This window comes from Flavobacterium sp., assembly GCF_027484705.1.
GTDB lineage: Bacteria > Bacteroidota > Bacteroidia > Flavobacteriales > Flavobacteriaceae > Flavobacterium.
Genome location: NZ_JAIXSL010000020.1, coordinates 51,529 through 73,679, shown reverse-complemented (window position 1 = coordinate 73,679; position 22,151 = coordinate 51,529). Strand labels below are relative to the sequence as shown.

The 22,151-nt window shown below is 38.5% G+C and carries 24 protein-coding genes, 1 tRNA gene and 1 other RNA gene; 12 read left to right on the top strand and 14 right to left on the bottom strand.

All coding sequences use genetic code 11. From position 1 onward, the window contains the following. Window positions 1–4 precede the first annotated feature (4 nt). Window positions 5–1,696: a M23 family metallopeptidase gene (locus Q0058_RS12255; RefSeq protein ID WP_298224344.1), complete on the bottom strand. Its 1,692-nt coding sequence runs from the start codon at window positions 1,694–1,696 to the stop codon at window positions 5–7. A 193-nt stretch (window positions 1,697–1,889) separates the two neighbouring features. Between Q0058_RS12255 and Q0058_RS12250 the strand changes: the two genes are divergently transcribed. The 4 genes from Q0058_RS12250 (at window position 1,890) to rny (ending at window position 4,254) form a co-directional block, all read left to right on the top strand. Next, complete coding sequence (locus Q0058_RS12250) at window positions 1,890–2,180, top strand: hypothetical protein (RefSeq protein ID WP_298224342.1); 291 nt, start codon at window positions 1,890–1,892, stop codon at window positions 2,178–2,180. A gap of 8 nt (window positions 2,181–2,188) precedes the next feature. Beyond that, the gene (locus Q0058_RS12245) at window positions 2,189–2,482 is read left to right on the top strand and encodes a cell division protein ZapA (RefSeq protein WP_298224340.1); all 294 of its coding nucleotides are present in this window, start codon (window positions 2,189–2,191) and stop codon (window positions 2,480–2,482) included. Between the two features lie 53 nt (window positions 2,483–2,535). After that, window positions 2,536–2,642, top strand: a non-coding RNA gene (ssrS, locus tag Q0058_RS12240) — 6S RNA. A 49-nt stretch (window positions 2,643–2,691) separates the two neighbouring features. After that, entirely contained in the window at window positions 2,692–4,254 is a 1,563-nt protein-coding gene (gene rny, locus Q0058_RS12235) for a ribonuclease Y (RefSeq protein ID WP_298224338.1), read from the top strand. A gap of 50 nt (window positions 4,255–4,304) precedes the next feature. Here the strand turns inward: rny and Q0058_RS12230 are convergent, their stop codons facing one another. The 6 genes from Q0058_RS12230 to Q0058_RS12205 form a co-directional block, all read right to left on the bottom strand. Then, entirely contained in the window at window positions 4,305–4,703 is a 399-nt protein-coding gene (locus Q0058_RS12230) for a response regulator (RefSeq protein ID WP_298224336.1), read from the bottom strand. Beyond that, window positions 4,696–6,213 (bottom strand): PAS domain-containing protein, encoded by a 1,518-nt coding sequence (locus tag Q0058_RS12225; RefSeq protein WP_298224334.1) that lies wholly within the window; start codon window positions 6,211–6,213, stop codon window positions 4,696–4,698. Before Q0058_RS12225 ends, Q0058_RS12230 begins: the two co-directional genes overlap by 8 nt. Window positions 6,214–6,360: 147 nt before the next feature. Next, window positions 6,361–7,257: a site-specific tyrosine recombinase gene (locus Q0058_RS12220; protein ID WP_298224332.1), complete on the bottom strand. Its 897-nt coding sequence runs from the start codon at window positions 7,255–7,257 to the stop codon at window positions 6,361–6,363. A gap of 74 nt (window positions 7,258–7,331) precedes the next feature. Continuing rightward, complete coding sequence (locus Q0058_RS12215) at window positions 7,332–7,826, bottom strand: porin family protein (RefSeq protein WP_298224330.1); 495 nt, start codon at window positions 7,824–7,826, stop codon at window positions 7,332–7,334. A gap of 125 nt (window positions 7,827–7,951) precedes the next feature. Beyond that, window positions 7,952–8,554 carry a porin family protein gene (locus Q0058_RS12210; protein ID WP_298224328.1) on the bottom strand — a complete coding sequence of 201 codons (603 nt, stop codon included), beginning with the start codon at window positions 8,552–8,554 and terminating at the stop codon, window positions 7,952–7,954. 248 nt (window positions 8,555–8,802) lie between these two features. Beyond that, the gene (locus Q0058_RS12205) at window positions 8,803–8,928 is read right to left on the bottom strand and encodes a hypothetical protein (RefSeq protein ID WP_298224326.1); all 126 of its coding nucleotides are present in this window, start codon (window positions 8,926–8,928) and stop codon (window positions 8,803–8,805) included. A 354-nt stretch (window positions 8,929–9,282) separates the two neighbouring features. On the opposite strand from Q0058_RS12205, the gene aroQ reads away from it, so the two are divergent. Beyond that, window positions 9,283–9,699 carry a type II 3-dehydroquinate dehydratase gene (gene aroQ / locus Q0058_RS12200; protein ID WP_298224324.1) on the top strand — a complete coding sequence of 139 codons (417 nt, stop codon included), beginning with the start codon at window positions 9,283–9,285 and terminating at the stop codon, window positions 9,697–9,699. A gap of 21 nt (window positions 9,700–9,720) precedes the next feature. Then, on the top strand, window positions 9,721–12,192 hold the full coding sequence (locus tag Q0058_RS12195) for a DUF5686 and carboxypeptidase regulatory-like domain-containing protein (RefSeq protein ID WP_298224322.1): 2,472 nt from the start codon (window positions 9,721–9,723) through the stop codon (window positions 12,190–12,192). 2 nt (window positions 12,193–12,194) lie between these two features. On the opposite strand, the gene Q0058_RS12190 is transcribed toward Q0058_RS12195, so the two are convergent. The 5 genes from Q0058_RS12190 to Q0058_RS12170 form a co-directional block, all read right to left on the bottom strand. Next, window positions 12,195–13,067 (bottom strand): cation diffusion facilitator family transporter, encoded by an 873-nt coding sequence (locus Q0058_RS12190; RefSeq protein WP_298224320.1) that lies wholly within the window; start codon window positions 13,065–13,067, stop codon window positions 12,195–12,197. Between the two features lie 46 nt (window positions 13,068–13,113). Beyond that, complete coding sequence (locus Q0058_RS12185; RefSeq protein WP_298224318.1) at window positions 13,114–13,476, bottom strand: glyoxalase; 363 nt, start codon at window positions 13,474–13,476, stop codon at window positions 13,114–13,116. 18 nt (window positions 13,477–13,494) lie between these two features. Continuing rightward, entirely contained in the window at window positions 13,495–14,802 is a 1,308-nt protein-coding gene (gene murA / locus Q0058_RS12180) for a UDP-N-acetylglucosamine 1-carboxyvinyltransferase (RefSeq protein ID WP_298224317.1), read from the bottom strand. A gap of 64 nt (window positions 14,803–14,866) precedes the next feature. Next, window positions 14,867–15,586 carry a DUF4290 domain-containing protein gene (locus tag Q0058_RS12175; RefSeq protein WP_298224315.1) on the bottom strand — a complete coding sequence of 240 codons (720 nt, stop codon included), beginning with the start codon at window positions 15,584–15,586 and terminating at the stop codon, window positions 14,867–14,869. Between the two features lie 3 nt (window positions 15,587–15,589). Continuing rightward, window positions 15,590–15,877 (bottom strand): DUF493 family protein, encoded by a 288-nt coding sequence (locus Q0058_RS12170; protein WP_298224313.1) that lies wholly within the window; start codon window positions 15,875–15,877, stop codon window positions 15,590–15,592. A 151-nt stretch (window positions 15,878–16,028) separates the two neighbouring features. Between Q0058_RS12170 and Q0058_RS12165 the strand changes: the two genes are divergently transcribed. The 5 genes from Q0058_RS12165 to Q0058_RS12145 all read left to right on the top strand — a co-directional run bounded on the left by Q0058_RS12165 (window position 16,029) and on the right by Q0058_RS12145 (window position 20,620). Then, a complete protein-coding gene (locus Q0058_RS12165) occupies window positions 16,029–16,565 on the top strand; it encodes an AAA family ATPase (RefSeq protein ID WP_298224311.1) in 537 nt (178 codons plus the stop codon). Window positions 16,566–16,645: 80 nt separating this feature from the next. After that, on the top strand, window positions 16,646–18,541 hold the full coding sequence (locus tag Q0058_RS12160; protein ID WP_298224308.1) for an ATP-dependent DNA helicase RecQ: 1,896 nt from the start codon (window positions 16,646–16,648) through the stop codon (window positions 18,539–18,541). After that, entirely contained in the window at window positions 18,541–19,488 is a 948-nt protein-coding gene (fmt, locus tag Q0058_RS12155; protein ID WP_298224306.1) for a methionyl-tRNA formyltransferase, read from the top strand. Before Q0058_RS12160 ends, fmt begins: the two co-directional genes overlap by 1 nt. 177 nt (window positions 19,489–19,665) lie before the next feature. Further along, window positions 19,666–19,938: an HU family DNA-binding protein gene (locus tag Q0058_RS12150; protein WP_298176651.1), complete on the top strand. Its 273-nt coding sequence runs from the start codon at window positions 19,666–19,668 to the stop codon at window positions 19,936–19,938. 121 nt (window positions 19,939–20,059) lie between these two features. Beyond that, complete coding sequence (locus Q0058_RS12145) at window positions 20,060–20,620, top strand: YqgE/AlgH family protein (protein ID WP_298224304.1); 561 nt, start codon at window positions 20,060–20,062, stop codon at window positions 20,618–20,620. On the opposite strand, the gene Q0058_RS12140 is transcribed toward Q0058_RS12145, so the two are convergent. Together Q0058_RS12140 and Q0058_RS12135 are read right to left on the bottom strand one after the other, a co-directional pair. Beyond that, complete coding sequence (locus tag Q0058_RS12140; protein WP_298224302.1) at window positions 20,617–21,453, bottom strand: aminotransferase class IV; 837 nt, start codon at window positions 21,451–21,453, stop codon at window positions 20,617–20,619. The two genes, Q0058_RS12145 and Q0058_RS12140, sit on opposite strands and share 4 nt — an antisense overlap. Before the next feature lie 52 nt (window positions 21,454–21,505). Then, window positions 21,506–21,898 (bottom strand): START-like domain-containing protein, encoded by a 393-nt coding sequence (locus tag Q0058_RS12135; protein WP_298224300.1) that lies wholly within the window; start codon window positions 21,896–21,898, stop codon window positions 21,506–21,508. A 150-nt stretch (window positions 21,899–22,048) separates the two neighbouring features. Here Q0058_RS12135 and Q0058_RS12130 point away from each other — a divergent pair. Next, a tRNA-Met gene (locus Q0058_RS12130) sits at window positions 22,049–22,122 on the top strand. Window positions 22,123–22,151: the final 29 nt, after the last annotated feature.

The window sequence follows — 22,151 nt, the reverse complement described above, 5'->3', positions numbered from 1 at the left end:
GATTTTATTTTTTTTGACTTCTAAAAAATGATGTTTCAAAGATAGCAGAATTTCCAAGATTATCGGAAACTATCAATTTTAATTCATTTTTCCCTTCGAGCAATTCGGTCTCATTAATTGGATAAGTTAGCCTAGCGGATTTATTGTCATATTCAAACAACACCCATTTTTCATTGATGAAACCATTGTAAGATTTGATGCCGGACAAATCGTCACTGATTCTGAAACTGATGTTTTTTTCCTTATCGATAGATTTCCCCTCAATCGATTTTGCTATCGAAATTTTAGGTGCAATCGTATCCAAGGCCAATGCAAACTGTCCGAGATTTTTGGTGTAAGCCGTAAAAGTGTTGCCGGTAAGTTTGGTGCTGTTGTATATTTTTCTTTTTCCTTCGAGCGAGGCGATGAATGTCTTTTCTTTATTAACTACCGTCGAATCTGTAATAGTAACTTTGAAATTGCTGTGCACCGGAACCAGATCATTGTGCACCGTCATGATTTTGTCTTTCACATCAAAGTTGATATAGAAATCTTCATAAAAAGTACGCGCTGGGAAAAAGACACTCATATTTTCTTTTTCGTAGTTGTTATCTGTATTGGCTTTTAAAAGATAGTTTGTTTTAACAGTTTGTTCCGAAATCAATGCGGTTTGCTGCTGGTATTCAATCGGAATTAAAATTGAAGTCTTGTTGCCGTAAAAATCTGCGACTTCAATTTTGTAAATCTGCGAAAAATTCGGAAGCACTTCCAAAATTCCGTTGCGATTGTCGGTGCGGATAATGCTAAGATTGTATGGATTGCGCATGAACAATTTCTGGACGCGCTGGTGTGTAGTTTTGTATCTGGGGAAATCGATCAAAGCATTCACGTATCGGCCTTCATCAAACGCTAACGTATTGAATTCATAGCTGAAATTCGGGCTGCCGTTCACAGAAGTCTGCACACCGAAAACGCCATTATTGTTGTAGGAAACATTGTCGAAATCGCCGCAAATGATCCCAAAACCGATATTGCCCATCGCCGCTACTTTTTCTGCAATATAATTGCCATCCGCCTGCAAAGCCAAGTTGACCATAATCGGTCTTTTGGATTCATTAGCAATACTGTTGTCGCCGATTGGATAAACAAGTAAGCTTGAAATTGCCGGCTTTTTGGTATCGGTCATCAACGCATCGAAACCGAAAAACATCGGATTGATGATTTTTTCCGTCTGCGTATCGCGGAATTCGAAATGCAAATGTGGCCCTTCAGAACCTCCGGTATTTCCGGAAATGGCAATCGTATCGCCTTTTTTTACGGGCAAATCTTCGGGATTGGGAAAAAACTCGATTTCGTAGGATTGTTGTTTGTAATGTTCGGTTTTGATGAACTCCTCGATTTTGCCGTACCCTTTTTGAAGGTGTCCGTAAACCGAAGTGTAACCATTAGGATGTGTGATGTAAATAGCTTTCCCGTAACCGAAAGTCGAGATCTTAATCCTCGAAACATAACCGTCGCCCACAGCGTGAACGATCAGTCCTTCTTTCTGTTGGGTTCGGAAATCGAATCCTGCGTGAAAATGATTGGGTCGTAATTCGCCGAAATTGCCCGCGAGTTGCATCGGAATATCCAATGGCGGTCGGAAGTAATCTTTTGGGTAATTGTTTTGAGAGAAAATCGGCGTGTAAAAAATCAAAAGTGCAAATAAAAATTTCATCGTATAAAGCTTTTGGCTAAGGTAAAAAAAATCGAAATAAGTCGTGTCATTTTTTTACAAAATCCTATAACTGTTTATTTTTCAAATGTTTGAATCGGATAAATTCCGATGCGGGAAAATTTTAGAAAAAGTATTGGTTTAATTCGTTTGGAATGTTAACTTTGTTGAGATTAGTAATGAACCAGTATTTATAATGAGTGAAATTGTAGAAATTATTGATACTCTTGAAAGTAGGCTCCAAAAACTATTTAACAAAATAGACCAATTAGAGCAAACTTCAGCCCAGTTAAAGGAAGAGTTGCAAAAAGCTACAACGGTTATTCAACAACAATCCAAAGACATGGATGTTTTGAAAAAGCAGTACGAATCATTAAAAATTACCAATTCATTATTGGGCAGCGAAGAAAACAAAAGAGATACCAAGCTAAAAATAAATTCATTGATTCGTGAAATTGATTACTGTATAGCACAGCTATCTGATTAGTAAAACATATGGACGATAAGCTTAAGATTAAATTATCAATCGCCGACAGGGTCTATCCGCTAACGGTAGAACTATCGCAGGAAGAAGGATTGCGAAGTGCTTCGAAAAAGATTGATTTGATGATCAAGCAATTTGAAGAAAATTATGCCGTTCGGGACAAACAGGATGTATTGGCGATGTGCGCCTTACAGTTTGCCTCGCAGCTGGAACAAAAGCAAATTGATAATTCGATTGATGGCAAAGAAACCATGGAACGAATCAAAAAAATCAACAACCTGCTGATCAGCTATCTCGATAAATAATACGTTCTTAAACATAGACTAAAATACTGCCTACATTAGTTACTATTTGGTAAACTCAACACTAACAAATTAGAATGAGCAAATCATCGTTACTATAGCAAGCCGTTTCAGTACGGAAGCTTGAACAACGAGTGAGCTCAAAACTTGTCTTTTCGAGTTTATACATTCAACCTAATGTAGGCTTTTTTTATATAATTAATTTAACAAACATGGACATTTTAACAATACTAATTTCCGGGATAGTCGGAATTGCAGGTGGTTTCGGAATATCAAAAATCATCGAAAAGAAAAACGTATCGAACCTGATCAAGAACTCGAAAAAGGAAGCCGCTTCCATTTTGAAAGACGCGAACATCGAGGCTGAGAACATCAAAAAAGACAAGATGCTTCAGGCCAAAGAAAAATTCATCGAACTTAAGGCAGAGCACGAACAAGTCATTCTTTCCAGAGATAAAAAAATGGCGGAAGTCGAAAAAAGAGTCCGCGATAAAGAATCCTTAGTTTCTAACGAATTGGCCAAAGCCAAAAAAATCAACGACGATTACGAAGCCAAAACCAACGAATACCAAACGAAAATTGAGGTTTTAGAAAAGAAACAACAAGAGGTTGATCGCATGCACAAAAGCCAGCTCAACCAATTGGAAGTGATTTCAGGTTTGTCGGCTGAAGATGCCAAAGAACAGTTGATGGAAGGCTTGAAAGCTGAAGCGAAAACCAAAGCGATGGCGCAAATTCAGGACACGATTGAAGAAGCAAAACTCACCGCACAACAAGAAGCCAAGAAAATCATCATTAATACGATTCAAAGAATCGGAACTGAGGAAGCCGTTGAAAATTGCGTTTCCGTGTTCAACATCGAATCTGATGATGTGAAAGGTAGAATTATTGGCCGTGAAGGTAGAAATATCCGCGCTTTAGAAGCCGCCACCGGTGTGGAAATCATTGTAGACGATACTCCGGAAGCGATTATCCTTTCTTGTTTTGATCCAGTACGTCGAGAAATCGCGCGTTTGTCATTACACAAGTTGGTGACCGACGGACGTATTCACCCGGCGCGTATCGAAGAAGTCGTAGCCAAAACTGCTAAACAAATCGATGATGAAATTATTGAAGTAGGAAAACGTACGGTTATTGATTTAGGAATTCATGCGTTGCATCCTGAATTGATTAAAGTCGTAGGCCGAATGAAATACCGTTCATCCTACGGACAAAATTTATTGCAACACTCGCGTGAAGTTTCTAAGCTTTGCGGAATTATGGCCGCAGAATTAGGATTGAATGTAAAACTCGCAAAAAGAGCCGGATTGTTACACGATATCGGAAAAGTGCCCGATACCGAAAGTGATTTACCACACGCTTTATTGGGGATGCAATGGGCCGAGAAATACGGTGAGAAAGAAGAAGTTTGCAACGCGATCGGAGCGCACCACGATGAGATTGAAATGAAGTCATTGTTGTCGCCAATCGTTCAGGTTTGTGATGCGATTTCAGGTGCAAGACCGGGCGCGCGTCGTCAGGTTTTGGATTCTTACATCCAGCGTTTGAAAGATTTGGAAGAAGTGGCTTTCGGATTCAGCGGTGTGAAAAATGCCTATGCGATCCAGGCCGGTAGAGAATTGCGTGTGATTGTCGAAAGTGAAAAAGTGTCTGATGATAATGCAGCACAGCTTTCATTTGAAATTTCACAGAAAATTCAAACCGAGATGACTTATCCGGGACAAGTAAAAGTGACAGTAATCAGGGAAACCAGAGCTGTCAATATCGCAAAATAATTCTCGATTAGAACTATAAAAAAAGCACTTCGATTGAAGTGCTTTTTTATTTAGAATATCTTTCTCAAATCCTCTAGGGACATGGGTTTGAAAAAATAATCTTTCACCTGATCTTGGTATTCCTTTGCTTTATTGATGTCGGATATGCTGTCCGAAGAGCTCACCAAATAAATGATCGTTTGCCCATTGGTAGTAGTAGTCGTTCTTGTTTTTCTGAATTCATCGAGGAATTGCCAACCGTCCATGATCGGCATATTGATGTCTAAGAGAATCAAATCGGGCATCGTTACGCCCATATCAATTTTCTCTCTGATCTTTTCTATAGCTTCCAATCCGTTGAGATAAAAAGAAGGATTAATGTCAATATTATTTTTGGAAAATAATTTCTTAATGATAAAATGGAAGACTTTATCATCATCAATTACAAATACATCATTAAACTTACTCATTGAAATATATTTTAAAAGTAGTACCTATTCCGACTTGGCTGCTAACATCTACTTTCCCGCCCATAGCTTCAATCTGGTTTTTTGTGATAAACAAACCGATACCTCTGGAATCTTTATGCTTGTGAAACGTCTTATACATTCCAAATAATTTTTTACCGTGTTTTTCTAAATTAATCCCCAAACCGTTATCCTCAATTTCAAGAATTTTATGATATTTATTCGAAGTCAAGGAATAGCTAATGGTTGGTGTCCTATCTGGATGCGCATAACGAATCGCATTGGACGTAAAGTTAAGAAGAATACTCTCCAAATAAGCAGGATTGAATACAATTGTTTCTTTTTCGCACACTTTATTTTGAATGATAACTTTATTGCTTTTAATCTCCTCAGCCAGAATATCTAGGGTTTTTCCGAGATAATTGCTAAGGTTTAGATTTTCCTTTTTCTGTACCAAATCTGATTGAATTTCGACCAATTCTTTGAGATGTTCTATCGTTTGTGACAAAGATTTAGACGAAGTACGCAGGTGATTGAAACTTTCTTTGATAAAATCCTCATCGGTTTCTTCTGCAATAATGTTGAGCAGCATCTGGATATTTCCAGAATGTGAACGAAGGTTGTGGGAAACAATATGTGCGAAATTCAACAATCGGCTGTTTTGTTCTCCGATAATTCCGAGCGTTCTGATCATATCTTCCTCTTTTTCTTTTTGGGCTGAAATATCAGTGTGCGTTCCGATGATTCTCAGTGGATTATTATTTTCATCTCGTTCTATAATTTTTCCACGGCTCAAAATCCATTTGTATTCTCCGGATTTCGTAAGTACACGTTGGGCATTTTCATAATACGGTGTGACATTGTCAATGTGCAACTGGATATCAGTCAGATAACGATTTTTATCTTGTGGATGCACGCGGTCGTCCCATAAATTAATCGATTCAATGGTATCATGCGCATCAAATTCGAGCATTTTCATGGATTGTGAAGAATAGAAAACCTTGTTGGAAGCGACGTCTAAATCCCAGATGCCTTCCGAAGAAGCTTCAAGCGCAAAAAGATACCGCTCTTCCGATAATTTTAATTGAAGTTCCTGCTGCTTAAAGTGGGTAACATCGGTAATTTTTCCAAAAAAATGAACCGTTCCGTCTTCGGTTTTTTCCAGACTTGCGTAACCGCTATACCATCGCATTCCTTTCTGGGGTAACATCGCGCGGAATTCGTGTTTCCAGTCTTTGAGTTTGGATTTGGCTTCGAGCACTGATTTCAAAAACTGCGGAAAATCATCATGATGGATTTTGCTTTTTAAAACCGTGTATGCGTCTTTGTTTTTTTCTCCGTGATGCAAATCAAAATGCGTAATCACCGATTTGCTCAAGAATGGAAAGGTAAGCTTTCCGTCTTTAGCTATCGAAAACTGAAAAATTAAGTCTGGCGATTGGAATAATAGTTTCTTATAAAGACTATTCTTTTCTTCTAGAATTTTTAAATCCGAGTAATTGTAGGTTTCCATAGTTTGAATACAAATTAGTTTGGGACAAATTGTATAAATCGTTACAGCTGATTTTCCATAACGACGTCAAACATAAATAAAATAAATCGATAAAATGCATTTTAATCGGATAAAATACATTTTTTAACATTTTTTGTAAGATTTTAATTATTTTCTAGGATGAAAATTATTAACGACTTGGGTTAGATGTTTGCGGTCAAGATGCACATAAATTTCGGTAGTCGTAATCGATTCGTGCCCTAACATCAATTGAATAGATCTTAAATCAGCTCCGTTTTCGAGCAAATGTGAAGCAAATGAATGCCTGAGCGTATGTGGGCTTATAGTTTTTTTTAAATTAATTTTGACGGCTAAATCTTTTATAATGGTAAAAATCATCGCTCTAGTTAATTGTTTCCCTCTGCGATTTAGGAATAAAGTATCCTCAAATCCTTTTTGAATCGGGAGTTTATTACGCACTTCATTCTTATACAACTCAATATATTTCTGGGTAAACGCACTAATCGGAACAAAACGCTGTTTGTTCCCTTTTCCTGTAATCTTAATAAAACCTTCATCGAAAAAAAGATCGGAAATTTTGAGGGTAATCAATTCAGAAACACGAAGCCCGCAACTATATAAGGTTTCAAGAATAGTTCTGTTTCGTTCGCCTTCATTAGAAGACAAATCAATAGCAGCGATTAATTGATCAATTTCAATAAGCGATAAAGTATCGGGTAGTTTACGACCTATTCTTGGCGCTTCGATCAACTCTAATGGATTGTCGTTGCGATAATCTTCAAAAATTAGATATGAAAAAAAACTTTTGAGGCCCGAAATAATTCTTGCCTGTGAACGCGGATTTACTTCCTTTGCAATATGATAAATAAACTGTTGTACTATTTCTTCGGAAATTTTGACAGGTGATATATCAATAGCATTGTGGTCTAAATAATCGCAAAGCCGCACTATGTCGAAAGTATAATTCTCTATCGTATTTTTAGACAGACCACGTTCTATTCTCAAATACGATTGGTAACTTTTGATATAGGTTTTCCAGTTCATGCTGCAAAGTAAAGACAATTTAGCGCATAAAAAAACCTCCCGAATGAGAGGTTAAGATTGCATGGTAAACAATATTAGAATTTATATCCAACTGCTAGTAAAAAGTGGCTTACTTTAACATCTCCTGTAGCTCCCACTGAATATCTTGGCTCAGCAAAGAAATTTTCTGTAATGTCATAGGAAGCACCAACATCAAAATTAAATCTTGTTTTGTCATTATCATCAGATTCTAAACTATAATACAATGACGGACCAGCCATTACATTGAATTTTTCCGCTATTTCATATTTTACAAGTACTGGAATACTTAGAAAATTCGCCTTTATCTTGGCTTCATCTACAGTTTTTGAAGCTGTATGATAATTAAGTCCGGGTTGCAATGTAAATTGGTCTGCGATACCAAATTCTACAAAACCGCCAGCAAAGAAACCAGTTAAACTCTCCGAATAGCCATCGGCTTTCAGTCCAACCAAATCCAAACCACCTTTAACGCCAAAAGACATGCCATCTTGTGCGTTAGCATAACCGAATACTAAAACCGCTAATGCTGATAAAATAATTTTTTTCATGTTATTAAATTTTAATTTAGTTCAGGACAAATATATAACAAACTCCGTCCAATGCAAGTCAGTTCAATTTGATATAAAATAAAAAACCACGCCAATGGCGTGGTTTTATTATGAAAGAATTCTAATTAGAATTTGTAAACTAATCCGAAATTAATGTCATTAAGGTTTACATTCAAACCGAAATCTGTAGAGCTTTCAGCACCTGTAGAATCAGCTTTAGCAGTAGCATAGCTCAATACTCCCCAACCTGCTTCCATAGCGAAGTTTTTAGAGATGAAGTAGCTAACACCAGGACCAACATTTACTCCGAATCCATTAACTTTTACGTCAGCAGCATCATATTTAGTTGATTGGTAACCAACACCTAATTGACCATAAACTGAAAATTGGTTAGATGGTGTGAAGTAGTATCTACCCATTACATCAAATCCTGTAGTGTTTACTTTAGATTTGTCAGCAGCTTCAGTAGCCTGTGTGCTTGAGTTAGAAATTGTCAAACCCAATCCTAAAGCGATGTTCTCAGTTACAAAATATCCAACACTTGGAGAAAATGTGAAAGAATCTTCTTTGTAGTTACCTGCTGCAGTGTATTTAGAAGAACCAAATCCTACTTGACCAGATAAGAAAACATCTCCTTTAGAGAAACCTTCTCCTGAACCACCTTTGTCTTGAGCGTTAGCAAAACCAAATGCCAAAATCGCTACAGTTGATAAAATAATTTTTTTCATGTTATTGTTTTGTTTAAAATTAATGACGCAAAGATAGGATAAATTGTTAAAAAAAAAATTTTTGGTGTTTTTTTTTTGATAAACATCATTAGCTACTACCCTACTGCCCTAATTATGAATTCTTTAAAAGCCATAAAGTTTGCGTGTTAAAGAATAATCAACGTTAAAATAGATTAATTTAAAAAACCACTAAACAATTGATTATTAATAATTTATATTTAAATAGATAACATGTAAATTCTTTGACATCATTGTTTTATTTTTATAATGTCAGCTAAAGTAATCCCATGAAATTGCATTTTTAGAAGTTCTTGAGTTGTTAACTTTTTTATTAACACAATAATGTTTATTTGTTGATAACCTTCTTTTTTCATAGTTTATAATAGCTATTATCTTGTTAAATAGGAACAATCCAGAAACGGAATAATCTATAAAAAGTATGAAAAACATTAAAATTCTTTAAAGAAAAGAACAAACTGGTAGCAATAATTTGTCAATTTATCATTTTGATTATGCATATCCTGATACAAAACGCTTTTAAAAAGCAAACCTTTAGTAATGATGACAAACATTGTGGACACTTTTGTAAAAAATATACTAGTTAATAATCTATCTGCGCACGTAATATTTGGAGTCATACCTCATTAGTTCGCAACCTAAAATTAAATCTAACTGAAATCAAACACTCAGTTTATTTTTGCTTAATTTGTATACATAAAAAAATGACAATGAGAATCATCATCATCAACGGCCCTAATATCAACCTCATCGGGCAACGAGAACCTGCCATATACGGGAACCAATCTTTTGATGGTTATTTTACAAACCTTCAAAACAAATTCCCTGACATCAGCCTTTCCTGCTTTCAAAGTAATATTGAAGGGGAACTCATAAATAAAATCCAGGAAGTCGGTTTTACCTATGATGGTATTATACTGAATGCTGCGGCTTACACGCATACTTCCATCGGAATCGGAGATGCCGTCAAAGCCATCACAACACCTGTCATTGAAGTGCACATTTCAAATACCTTCGCCCGTGAAGACTTCAGGCATCATTCCTTTATTTCCGCTCATGCCAAAGGAATTATCATCGGTTTTGGCCTCGACAGCTATCAACTGGCGCTTCAATCTTTTATAAAATAATCCGTTCATAATAGAAAGTTTATGAAAAATCTATTCGCCCTAGCCTTGCTCTTCGTTTCATTCATAAGCCTTGCCCAGATTAAAGGAAAAGTCACTGACGAAAACGGAAATCCGTTGGCTGCTGTTTCGATCCATATCGAAAATACTTCCATCGGAACGACCACCAACGATCAGGGCGAATATTATTTAGAAATGAAACCAGGAATCTACGTATTAGTATTTCAATATCTCGGTTACAAAAGCCAAAAAGTAAAGTTCGTTTCCGAAAAATCGCTCAAAATCCGCGACATTCAGATGCTTGAAGAAAACATCATCCTCAACGACGTGGTGATCGACCGAAAAAATAACCCCGCGAACGAAGTCATCAGAAACGCCATCGCCCATAAAAAAGAAAATTCAGGACCAACAAATCATTATAAAGCCGATTTCTATTCGCGCGGTATTTTCAGGATTAAAGATGCTCCGAAGAAAATCCTCGGTCAGAAGTTTGACAATTTTGATGAAATTTTAGATTCCACCCGAAGTGGCATTTTGTATCTATCGGAAACCGTTTCCAAAATCACCTGTGAAAAACCCGATAAATTAAAGGAAGTTATTTTGGCCTCCAAAGTCAGCGGCAAGGATAACGGTTATAGCTTCAACAACGCTGCTTCCGCCAATTTCGACTTCTATGACAACTACCTTGCTTTCCAGACCAATGTAGTTTCGCCTATTGCCGACAACGCCTTCAACTATTATAAGTACAAACTCGAAGGCACTTTCTTTAATGAAAACAACATCCAGATCAATAAAATCAAAGTCACGCCAAAGCGAACCAGCGAACCTGTCATGCAAGGCTACCTATATATAGTAGAAGATAGTTGGGCGATTTATGCGATTGATCTTACCGTTCAGGGCGACCAGATTCAAATGCCTGCCATGAATTCGCTGACTTTGAAACAGAATTTCAGTTACAGCAACGAGCAAAAAATCTGGATTAAGAATACGCAAACGCTGGATTTCATTGCCGGCATGTTGGGCATCAATATCTCAGGGCGTTTTACTTATGTGTATTCGAATTATGAATTCCAGGAACGCTTCGGCAAGAGAACCTTTACCCATGAAGTGCTGAGTTTTGAAAAAGACGCCAACAAAAAGGACGATGCGTTCTGGAACCAATCGCGTCCTGTGCCTTTAACGGAAGAAGAAAGCGCGGATTATCTCAAGAAAGATTTGTTGCAAACCAAAAAGAAATCAAAACCTTACCTCGATTCTATTGATGCCAAGCACAACAAACTTGGAGTTTCAGACCTGATTTTAGGTTACCAATATAAAAATTCGTTTAAAAAATGGTCGTTAGATTACGGCGGACTGATCAAAGGCATCAGCTATAATACCGTTCAGGGCTGGGATTTCAATACCGGTATAGGTTTCACCAAAAGAGACAACGACACCAGAACCTATTCGATACTCGAAGCCGTTTTTGATTACGGATTATCGGAAGAGAAATTTAGAAGTTATATCAATTACGTCAACAAATTCAACAACCAGAACCAAAGCGAATTACGATTTGCTGCGGGAAGTCAACTCGCGCAGTTCAACTACAGCAATCCGATTAGCAAACTCATTAATACGGTCAGCACGTTATTTTTTAAAGACAATTACATGAAGTTGTACGAGCGCCATTTCATCAACGCCTGTTTTGAAAGGGAAGTCTTCAACGGATTGACTTTAAATGCCGAGCTGGTATATTCCGAAAGAAAACCCGTTTTCAACACAACCGATCACGTAATCATCAAAAAAAATAAGGAATTCACTTCAAACAATCCTTTGTTACCAGACGACGAGATGACACCTGTGATTACCAAACACAATCTAATCAATGCGTCATTAACGGCAAGAATTAATTTCGGACAACGTTACTGGACGCGTCCGGACGGCAAATTCAATCTCGAAGACGACCAATTTCCCGTCGTTTATTTAGGTTATGAAAAAGGATTCGGTGGCAATGAAAACCACTACAATTTTGACCATATGCATTCCCGAATTACTTATGACGTAACACTTGGCAACAAAGGAAATCTGGAAATGAATGTGAAAGCAGGGAAATTTTTCAACGCCAAAGAAATCTCGTTCGTAGATTACAAACATTTCAACGGCAACCAGACTTATGTCGGAACAAATGACCGTTATCTGAATGTATTCAATTTGTTACCTTATTATAGTGCGAGCACCAATGATGCTTATCTTGAGATTCATGCCGAACACGACGACAACGGATTTATCATGAACAAAATCCCGTTGCTCAACAAACTGCATTCGACTTTGGTTTTGGGCTATCACAATCTGACCATTCCCGAAAGAAGTCCGTATCACGAATATACGGTCGGTCTGGATCATATTGGTTTTGGAAAATTAAAGGTTTTCAGAATCGATTATATCCATTCGTATCAAAGCGGGCATCAGCTAGACGGTGTAGTTTTCGGTTTGAAAATCCTGAATGCCTTTCAATAAAATCAATAATCGTTAGGCTCAATATGAATGAGCACATGTCCCAGTTCCGGAATTTCTTTCCGAAGCGTATCGGTAAGCAAATGGGCGATGTCGTGTCCGGCTTTGACGGAGATATTCGCATCAACGACGGCATGTAAATCGACGTGGTATTTCATTCCGGCTTTACGGATAAAACACTTTTCGGTTTCTATAACGCCTTCCACTTCATGAGAAACTTTGCGGATTTCATCAATCAAATCGTCGTATAAATGTTCGTCCATGATTTCGCCTAAAGCGGGTCTGAAAATCAAATAGCTGTTGTAGATGATAAATCCTGAGGCGAAAAGTGCCGCCCAGTCGTCAGCAGATTCGTACCCTTTCCCGAGAATCAAAGCGATTGAAATTCCGATAAACGCAGCCACCGAAGTAATCGCGTCGCTTCTGTGGTGCCAGGCATCGGCGCGCAACGAAGAACTGTTTGATTCTTTGCTTCTTCGCATCACCAGTCGGAACGAATATTCTTTCCATAAAATGATGACCGCTAATACAATCAATGTCCATTTTTTGGGAAGTTCGTGCGGCGTTTGAATGTTGCTGATACTTTCATAAGCGATGATGGTGGCTGAAGTGATCAGAAATCCAACGACTAAAAACGTGATTAAAGGTTCAGCGCGGCCATGACCATAAGGGTGATTTTCGTCAGCCGGTTTGTTCGAATATTTGATGCCGAACAAAACCAAAAAAGACGAGAAAATATCAGTAGTCGATTCAATCGCATCGGCAATCAACGCATAGGAATTGCCGAAAAATCCAGCCAATCCTTTAATGATCGCCAGACAAGTGTTTCCAATGATGCTGAAGTAAGTCGCTTTGACAGCCGTTTGTTCGTTGGTCATTGGTTTATTTTTATATCCGCAAATGCGAAAATTATTTGAAATTTACTTAATAGAATTCTCCGAAATGCCATAGAATTCCGCTCGGGTCAATCACAAAACATTCCCTGCCCCATTCGAGTTCTTTTACAGGAATGAGTTTTGCGGTTTCGTATTCGGATGTTAAGTTTAAAGCTAAAAGTTCCTTGTAAAAACGGTGTACATCTTCCACTTCCATAAAAACCATCGTGTTATCAATCCAGTCTTTTACGTAAGCGTCCTGCAAATAAAACCCAAAACCGTCAGTCTCAAAATAAGACATATTGTGCGATAAGACATGCTCCGTAAAACCTAAATCGCGATAAAAACTGCGCGAAACTTCGTAGTTTTCTGATCCGATAAATGGACGGATTGATTTGGCTTTATGTTCCATAATGCGTAATTTCTGAAATTATACGCGGACGATATTGGCTCCCAACGCACGCAACCTTTCATCGATGCGTTCGTAACCGCGGTCAATCTGTTCTATATTTTGAATGGTGCTTGTTCCTTTTGCCGATAATGCAGCAATCAATAACGAAATTCCGGCACGGATATCAGGTGACGACATCGTAGTAGCTTTGAGTTGCGACTTGAAATCATGGCCCATAACCACCGCGCGGTGCGGATCGCAAAGCATGATTTTTGCACCCATATCAATGAGTTTATCGACGAAGAACAAACGGCTTTCGAACATTTTCTGGTGGATCAAAACATCGCCATTGGCTTGTGTTGCGACTACAAGAACAATACTCAACAAATCCGGCGTAAATCCCGGCCACGGCGCATCGGCTATCGTCAGAATCGAGCCATCAATATCGGTTTTGATCTGGTAATTCTCATGTGTTGGAATATAGATATCGTCGCCTTTTCTTTCAATGGTAATCCCTAATTTTCTGAACGTATTCGGAATCACACCAAGGTTGTCCCAACTCACATCTTTAATCGTAATTTCACTTCTTGTCATCGCCGCCAGACCAATCCAGCTGCCGATTTCAATCATATCGGGAAGGATTCTGTGTGAGCAACCGCCCAAAGATTCAACGCCTTCAATCGTCAACAAGTTAGAACCTACCCCTTTGATATTGGCGCCCATCGAATTGAGCATTTTACACAACTGCTGCAAATAAGGTTCGCAGGCCGCATTGTAAACGGTCGTTGTTCCTTTAGCCAAAACCGCCGCCATCACAATGTTCGCAGTTCCGGTCACGGAAGCTTCGTCCAAAAGCATGTCGGTTCCGGTAAGTCCGTCTGGCGCTTCTACACCATAAAAGTGGTCTTCACGATTGTAGCGGAATTTGGCGCCGAGATTGATGAATCCTTCAAAGTGCGTATCGAGACGGCGTCTTCCGATTTTGTCACCGCCCGGTTTTGGAATGTATCCTTTTCCGTAACGCGCCAATAAAGGGCCGACAATCATAATCGAACCTCTGAGCGAACCGCCTTCTTTTTTGAACGCTTCGGTTTCTAGATAACCAACATTCACTTCATCCGACTGGAACGTAATCGAGCCTTCGCCATTTCTCTGGATTTTGACGCCCAGATTTCCTAATAAGGTGATGAGTTTATTGACATCGATGATGTCCGGAATATTATTGATTGTTACTTTTTCGGGCGTTAATAACACTGCACACAAAATCTGTAATGCTTCGTTTTTCGCGCCTTGTGGCTTGACTTCTCCTTTAAGGCGGATGCCTCCTTCAATTTTAAAAGTTCCCATTTCTTGAGGTTCTAAGGTTCTGAGGATTTAAGGTTTCCGAGCGTAACGCTGCACCTTAGCACCTTTACTTCGGATTATTATTTTTCTTCTGAAAAGGCTTAGGCTTTCCGGTTTTGTTTTTATTGTTCTGGATTTTAGGTTGTCCGGCCGGCATGATTTTGTTCGAGACGCGTTTGTTGGTGCGCATCAGATCGGTCGTATTTAATAATTCTTCCGAGCTTTGGATCAGATTGATTTTTCCGTCAGACAATTCGAAAAGATGCTCAAAAATAACGGCGTCAGTCACGGTATCTTTATTCCAGCTCAGGTATGATTTTTTCATGTGGTTGGCAATCACTTTGATCAATGCGCCTTTGAGTTCACCTTCTTCCCATTGGTTGGCGACATCAATCATATATTTGATATTGTTGCCATAAAAACGGTACTTCGGAAAGTTCTGCGGATAACTCAGCGGATCCGGCTTCAATACCAAAACCTCTCTTGACGGAATCGGGTAAGGCGAATCTACATCGAGTCTGAAATCTGACATGATGAAAATCTGGTCCCACAATTTGTGTTGAAAATCAGGCACATCGCGCAAATGCGGGTTCAGACTTCCCATGACCTGAATGATATATTTCGCTACTTTATTGCGTTCGTCACGATCCGGAATGACCGTAGCCTGATCGATCAGTTTTTGCAGGTGACGGCCGTATTCGGGAATGATCAGATGCCTTCTTTCTGAGTTGTATTCCAGATGGTGCACCACATCATTCGCGTTTTCTTTGATGTATTTTGAATTCATAATTTATAAGGAAATGATTCCTTCTATGGTGGATACTTCTAAATATTTATCGACAATTTCCTGAGCATTTTTCATCAATACATCAACGGAAATACTCGTGAATTTACCGGTTTTGGATTTGGTGGTTTTGATGACGGCGCCCATACAATCGAAAGCATCTTCTACCTTTTTTACTTTGCCATCATCAGTAGGTACGATAAATTTGAATAAATACTCTGCGGGCCAAACAGGATTGTTGATGTCTAATTCTGCTTTCAGTCTTTCATAAAACTCTTCCGTATTCTTGTCCATGCTTCGTTTTAAAAATAAGAGCAAATATACAGTATTGGTTTCGGATTTTGAGTTATCGGTTTTAGGATTTTGCGATTTAGTTTTTTTTTAACGCGATTCAATTTTTTAAATCCCGATTAGATTGAGTAAGTTTGCGGCTTATTGCTCAAAAATGGCAAAAGAAATTATTGTAATTATCGGCGGACCGGGAACCGGAAAAACCACCATCATTGATGGTTTGATGCAAAAAGGATATTGTTGTTATCCCGAGATTTCGCGCGAAGTTACGATGGAAGCCAAAAAGCAGGGCATCGAACAACTCTTCCTCGAAAAGCCTTTGCTCTTCAGCGAACTGCTACTTGAAGGCCGCAAAAAACAATACCAAAACGCGCTCAACGAACCACATGATTTCGTATTCTTAGACCGCGGCATTCCTGATGTTTTGGCGTATATGCACTATATTGGCGACAGTTATCCTTCTTTTTTTGACGCCGCCTGCAAGGAACACCTATACTCCAAAATTTTCATTCTGCCACCTTGGGAAGAAATCTATATCAGCGATGACGAGCGTTACGAGAACTACGAACAGGCCAAACTGATCTTCGAACATTTGACGGAAACTTACGTCAATTACGGCTATGAACTCATTGAAGTTCCGAAAGCGAGTGTGTCCGAACGAATCGATTTCATCCTGCAATCGCTTCATTAATTATTCCCACATTCGATTTTCCGAGCGGTATCAAATTTTATGTAAATTTGTGTACGTGTCTAATTTTATACCTATAGCGAATGTCGGAAGCCATACAAATCCTCCAAAAATATTGGAAACACGAAACCTTTAGAGCGCCTCAGGAAGCCATCATCACTTCGATTCTTGAGCGAAAAGATACTTTTGCACTGATGCCCACCGGCGGCGGAAAGTCGGTTTGTTTTCAGATTCCGGCACTGATGAATCCGGGAATGGGATTGATTATTTCTCCACTCGTGGCCTTGATGAAAGACCAAGTCGCCAACCTTCAGAAACTCGACATCAAAGCCATTGCCCTGACCGGCGGTATCGGAACCGAAGAAATGATCGACTTGCTTGACAACTGCCAGTTCGGAAATTACAAATTTCTTTACCTTTCACCCGAACGTTTGCAATCAGACTGGATTCTGGAACGCATCAAAAACCTGCCTATAAATCTTATCGCGATTGACGAAGCGCATTGTGTGTCGCAATGGGGGCATGACTTTCGACCGTCTTATCTCAAAATTTCACAGCTCAAAACCCATTTCCCAAAAGTGCCTTTTGTGGCTTTGACCGCATCAGCCACGCCAAGGGTTGAAGCCGATATCATCACCCAATTGGGTTTGGAACATCCTGCCGTTTTCAGAAAATCATTTGCACGCGAAAACATTGCTTATATGGTTTTTGAAGTCGAAGATAAATTGTTCCGCGCCGAGCAGATTCTTCGTAAAAATCCCGAGCCTTCCATTATATATGTACGCAACCGCAAATCTTGTCTGGATGTTTCACAGCAATTGCAGACTTTAGGGTTTAAAGCTACTTTTTACCACGGCGGTTTGACTTCGAAAGAGAAAGACAAAAATATGCAACTCTGGATGAACGAAGAAGTGCAGGTAATCGTCGCTACGAATGCGTTCGGAATGGGCATCGATAAAGCGAATGTCAAAACCGTCATTCACATGCAGCTTCCCGAAAATCTCGAAAATTATTATCAGGAAGCCGGTCGCGCCGGAAGAAATGGCGAGAAAGCTTTTGCGGTATTATTGAGTAGTCCGTCGGATATTTTTCAGGCGAAAGACCAATCGATTCATGTTTTGCCCGACAGGAAATTCTTGCTCGAAGTGTATGTGAAACTTTGCAACTATTTCCGCATTGCTTATGGCGAAGGCATCAACGAAGTCTTTTCATTCAACCTCAACACCTTTTGCTCGAAATACGGATTTCCGACTTTGAGAGCGTACAATGCGATGCAGTTTTTAGACCGGCAAGGTATTGTGACTTTATCGCAGGAATTCTCGGAAAAGATCACGATGCAATTCCTGATTCCGTCGAAAGAAGTCATCCGTTATACAAGTTTGAATCCGAACGATGAAGAAATCATTCTAACGATTCTCAGAACTTATCCCGGAATTTACGACATGCCGACGGCTTTCAATATGGCCTTAATTGCGAAAAAATCAAATCATAGTGAAGCGGAAGTGAGTCAGGTTTTGAAGAAATTACAAGAAAAGGAAATCATTGCTTACACTTCAAAAAATAATGATGCGGTTCTGATTTTTAATGAAGTCCGCGAAGACGAGAAAACCATCAACCGCATTGCGAAATATCTCGAACATCAGAACCAGCTGAAAGTCGATCAGTTGCAATCGGTTTTGCATTATGTGAATGACAAAAACACCTGCAAAAGCCAATTGTTGCTGGAATATTTTGGCGAAAAAGATTCAAAACCTTGTGGCATTTGCTCGTATTGCATTTCGAAAAATAAAACCAAAACCGACATTCATTTGGTGGTTAAAGAAATTCTTGAGGTTTTAAAAACTGCAGATTTAAATTCGAGGGAAATTGAAAAAGTAGTGCCGTTTGCCTCAAAGGACATTATCTTTGCGCTTCAAATGTTGCTGGAAAACGAGATCATCATTCTCAAACCCAACAACCAATACACTTTAAGAAAATAATGGAAGCATTGAGAATAATCTTTATGGGAACGCCCGAATTCGCCGTCGGCATTCTGGATTCGATATTGAAAAACAATTATAATGTAGTCGGTGTGATTACAGCTGCAGACAAACCGGCAGGTCGCGGACAAAAAATAAAATATTCGGCGGTCAAAGAATATGCGCTTGAACACAACCTTACTTTATTGCAACCAACCAATCTAAAAGATGAAACTTTTTTAGCGGAATTGAAAGCTTTGAATGCCAATCTTCAAGTAGTTGTCGCTTTCAGAATGTTGCCAAAAGTCGTTTGGGAAATGCCGAAGTACGGAACGTTTAATCTTCATGCTTCGCTCCTGCCCGATTATCGCGGTGCGGCTCCAATCAACTGGGCGATTATTAATGGGGAAACTAAAACTGGTGTGACTACTTTTTTTATTGATGATAAAATTGACACAGGCGCGATGATTCTGAATGCCGAGATTGCGATTGCTGAAAATGAAAATGCCGGACAATTACACGACCGTTTGATGGCACTCGGAAGTCAAACAGTTGTTAAAACTTTGGCGTTAATTGAAAACGGAAATTTGGAGACCAAAATTCAAATGGAATCTGAAGATTTGAAAACCGCCTACAAACTCAATAAGGAAAACTGTAAAATCGATTGTAATAAAACCGGAAATGAAATTCACAATCTCATTCGAGGCCTTTCGCCTTATCCTGCGGCCTGGTGCTATTTTAAAGATGGCGATCTAGAATGGAATATTAAGATTTATGAAGCCGAATTCATTCCAGAAAAACATGATGGACCAATTGGAAAAATAACAACTACCAAAAAAGAAATAAAAATTGCGGTGGTTGACGGATATGTCCAAATCATGGCTTTACAATTTCCCGGAAAGAAAAAAATGACCACGGCAGAATTACTTAACGGAATGACGTTTTCAGAAAATGCTTACGCTTGTTAAGTTGCGCCGCCATTGGAGTGAGAATAAAACCGACAAAAACAACTTCCTTTATCAACAAAACAATCGACTTATCAACAAATCGGTGAAAAACACGGCAAATGTCTTGCGCAGTAAGGAATTCCTTTTAAATTTGTTTCAATTAACATAATGTTTAACCAACAATTAATAACTATTATTATGAACAAATCAGAATTAATCGATGCTATTGCTGCTGACGCAGGAATCACAAAAGCAGCTGCTAAATTAGCTTTAGAATCATTTTTAGGTAATGTAGGTGGTACTTTGAAAAAAGGTGGAAGAGTATCTTTAGTAGGTTTCGGATCATGGTCAGTATCTAAAAGAGCTGCTAGAGACGGAAGAAATCCACAAACTGGAAAAACAATCAAAATTGCTGCTAAGAATGTAGTTAAATTCAAAGCTGGTGCAGATTTAGAAGGTTCAGTAAACTAATAAAAGTTTATAAAATATAAATTAAAAGTCTCCTTTTTGGGGACTTTTTTTTTACTTAAAGCGAAATATATTTGTTTATTTAAAAATTTTATTACTAAATTTAATCAAAATTGCGATTCTAATGATATCAGAAAAATTAAAAAAAGGACATTTGCTGATTGCTGAGCCTTCTATAATTGGAGATTTATCTTTCAATCGCTCCGTGATATTATTAGCCGATCACAATGACGAAGGTTCTGTCGGATTCATTATCAACAAGCCTTTAAAATACACTATCAACGATTTGGTTCCCGATGTAGAAGCCAACTTTAAAATATACAATGGCGGGCCAGTAGAACAAGACAACCTTTATTTCATTCACAACATACCGCATTTGATTACCAATAGCGTCGAAATTTCGAACGGTATTTTTTGGGGTGGAGATTTCGAATTGACCAAAAACCTCATCAACACCGGACAGGTCAAAAAGGATAATATCCGTTTCTTCTTAGGATATACCGGTTGGGAAGCCCAGCAATTGGAGAATGAAATGAAATCGAATTCCTGGATTCTGGCTGAAAATCTTTATGAGAACAAAATTATCGGCAAATCAACGACTGATTTTTGGAAAGAAAAAATCTTAGAACTTGGCGGCGATTACATTATTTGGTCGAATGCGCCTGAAAATCCTTTGTTGAATTAATTCCGGATTGATTCGTTGAGTTTCTCGGATAGTTGCTGCGCTAAATCTGTTCCGTATTCCTTTTTCCTGTATTTTGTAATGGATTGGATGCCTTTGACGACATTAGTCATGAAGAGTTCATCGGCTTTTTGAAGGTCGAACGGCGAAATCGAAACTTCTAGAATTTCTATATTTTCCATTGATTTTGATAACGCAATGACCTTTTTTCGCATGATGCCATTCAAACAACCGTCGGAAATTGGTGGCGTAATCAGTTTGTTATCCATTAACATGAACAGGTTTCCCTGCAAGGCTTCCACGACATTTTTCTCATCATTTAACAGCAGGCAATTCTGCAAACCATTTTCTTTCGCAAAGATGCTTCCTGTAATATGAACCATCTTATTGGTCGTTTTGATCGTCGACAGCAATTGCTTCGAAACGTGAAAATCCTTATACAAATCGACTTCATAAGGAATCGCATCGAAAGAATAATCTAAATTTTCTAATGGATTTGACTGGATGATATAGCTAACAAGATTAGTTTCGGGCAAATAGTAACCGCCTTCATTTCTGTAAATCGTAATACGAACTCTAGCGGAATCAGCACATTGATTGGCTTTTGCGGTGCTTAAAATTTGTTCTTCAAAAAACTCCATCGTAAAGTTCATTGGAATTTCCATGCGCACGATTCGCATGCTCGCCATTAATCGGAAATAATGGTCTTCAAGAAAAAGAATCTTTTGGTTTCTTATTTTTAAGGTTTCGAAAACACCGTCTCCGTAGAGAAAACTCCGATTGTTAGACCACGATTGTTCTTCAGAAGAAACGAGCATTCCGTTGTAATTGACCATAAAAAAACCCTAATTAATATTAGGGCAAATATAAGTGTATTCTCAGTAAATATTATACCGAACCGATAACATGTTTAAGGTCTGATATCTGATTCTCCCATAATAATTTAGCCTCATCAAGTTCGTCTTCTTTGGCAAAATCGACAATCATTAAGGATACGTCTTTAGTGATTTCGTCTTCTAGGATTCGCAATTCAAAAAAATAATCTGTGTCTTTTTTATTTTCGTCAATCCAACGGAATTTAATCTTCTCTCCGGTTTTTTTTGAGGACAAACGGGCGTTTTCTTCAGAGTCATCCCATATGAAAGTAAAGTATTCGCCTCTCGAATTTACATTGTCCGCGAACCACTCCTGCAGCCCCGAAGGCGTTGATATATACTGATATAACAACTGAGGCGATGAGTTGATGGGAAATTCGAGTTCGTAGCGTGATTTTAATTCCATTGTTGGGTACTAATTTTTGGGAAATATATATAATAATAGCACAATAAAAAAGCATTTTTTTAAATAATTTTTTTCTCATTATAAATTTGCAACCTATGATTTAAGTTTTATATTTGCACCCGCATTGCGGTATTGCATTTACCGAAATCTGGCGAGGTAGCTCAGTTGGTTAGAGCGCAGGATTCATAACCCTGAGGTCACGGGTTCAACTCCCGTCCTCGCTACAAAAATGAAGTCTTAAGTATTTGTACTT

What these genes read in the sequence shown, in the direction of transcription:
- Q0058_RS12255 (WP_298224344.1), bottom strand. Translation starts at nt 1,696, where the DNA reads ATGAAATTTTTATTTGCACTTTTGATTTTTTACACGCCGATTTTCTCT.
- Q0058_RS12250 (WP_298224342.1), top strand. Translation starts at nt 1,890, where the DNA reads ATGAGTGAAATTGTAGAAATTATTGATACTCTTGAAAGTAGGCTCCAA.
- Q0058_RS12245 (WP_298224340.1), top strand. Translation starts at nt 2,189, where the DNA reads ATGGACGATAAGCTTAAGATTAAATTATCAATCGCCGACAGGGTCTAT.
- rny (WP_298224338.1), top strand. Translation starts at nt 2,692, where the DNA reads ATGGACATTTTAACAATACTAATTTCCGGGATAGTCGGAATTGCAGGT.
- Q0058_RS12230 (WP_298224336.1), bottom strand. Translation starts at nt 4,703, where the DNA reads ATGAGTAAGTTTAATGATGTATTTGTAATTGATGATGATAAAGTCTTC.
- Q0058_RS12225 (WP_298224334.1), bottom strand. Translation starts at nt 6,213, where the DNA reads ATGGAAACCTACAATTACTCGGATTTAAAAATTCTAGAAGAAAAGAAT.
- Q0058_RS12220 (WP_298224332.1), bottom strand. Translation starts at nt 7,257, where the DNA reads ATGAACTGGAAAACCTATATCAAAAGTTACCAATCGTATTTGAGAATA.
- Q0058_RS12215 (WP_298224330.1), bottom strand. Translation starts at nt 7,826, where the DNA reads ATGAAAAAAATTATTTTATCAGCATTAGCGGTTTTAGTATTCGGTTAT.
- Q0058_RS12210 (WP_298224328.1), bottom strand. Translation starts at nt 8,554, where the DNA reads ATGAAAAAAATTATTTTATCAACTGTAGCGATTTTGGCATTTGGTTTT.
- Q0058_RS12205 (WP_298224326.1), bottom strand. Translation starts at nt 8,928, where the DNA reads ATGAAAAAAGAAGGTTATCAACAAATAAACATTATTGTGTTAATAAAA.
- aroQ (WP_298224324.1), top strand. Translation starts at nt 9,283, where the DNA reads ATGAGAATCATCATCATCAACGGCCCTAATATCAACCTCATCGGGCAA.
- Q0058_RS12195 (WP_298224322.1), top strand. Translation starts at nt 9,721, where the DNA reads ATGAAAAATCTATTCGCCCTAGCCTTGCTCTTCGTTTCATTCATAAGC.
- Q0058_RS12190 (WP_298224320.1), bottom strand. Translation starts at nt 13,067, where the DNA reads ATGACCAACGAACAAACGGCTGTCAAAGCGACTTACTTCAGCATCATT.
- Q0058_RS12185 (WP_298224318.1), bottom strand. Translation starts at nt 13,476, where the DNA reads ATGGAACATAAAGCCAAATCAATCCGTCCATTTATCGGATCAGAAAAC.
- murA (WP_298224317.1), bottom strand. Translation starts at nt 14,802, where the DNA reads ATGGGAACTTTTAAAATTGAAGGAGGCATCCGCCTTAAAGGAGAAGTC.
- Q0058_RS12175 (WP_298224315.1), bottom strand. Translation starts at nt 15,586, where the DNA reads ATGAATTCAAAATACATCAAAGAAAACGCGAATGATGTGGTGCACCAT.
- Q0058_RS12170 (WP_298224313.1), bottom strand. Translation starts at nt 15,877, where the DNA reads ATGGACAAGAATACGGAAGAGTTTTATGAAAGACTGAAAGCAGAATTA.
- Q0058_RS12165 (WP_298224311.1), top strand. Translation starts at nt 16,029, where the DNA reads ATGGCAAAAGAAATTATTGTAATTATCGGCGGACCGGGAACCGGAAAA.
- Q0058_RS12160 (WP_298224308.1), top strand. Translation starts at nt 16,646, where the DNA reads ATGTCGGAAGCCATACAAATCCTCCAAAAATATTGGAAACACGAAACC.
- fmt (WP_298224306.1), top strand. Translation starts at nt 18,541, where the DNA reads ATGGAAGCATTGAGAATAATCTTTATGGGAACGCCCGAATTCGCCGTC.
- Q0058_RS12150 (WP_298176651.1), top strand. Translation starts at nt 19,666, where the DNA reads ATGAACAAATCAGAATTAATCGATGCTATTGCTGCTGACGCAGGAATC.
- Q0058_RS12145 (WP_298224304.1), top strand. Translation starts at nt 20,060, where the DNA reads ATGATATCAGAAAAATTAAAAAAAGGACATTTGCTGATTGCTGAGCCT.
- Q0058_RS12140 (WP_298224302.1), bottom strand. Translation starts at nt 21,453, where the DNA reads ATGGTCAATTACAACGGAATGCTCGTTTCTTCTGAAGAACAATCGTGG.
- Q0058_RS12135 (WP_298224300.1), bottom strand. Translation starts at nt 21,898, where the DNA reads ATGGAATTAAAATCACGCTACGAACTCGAATTTCCCATCAACTCATCG.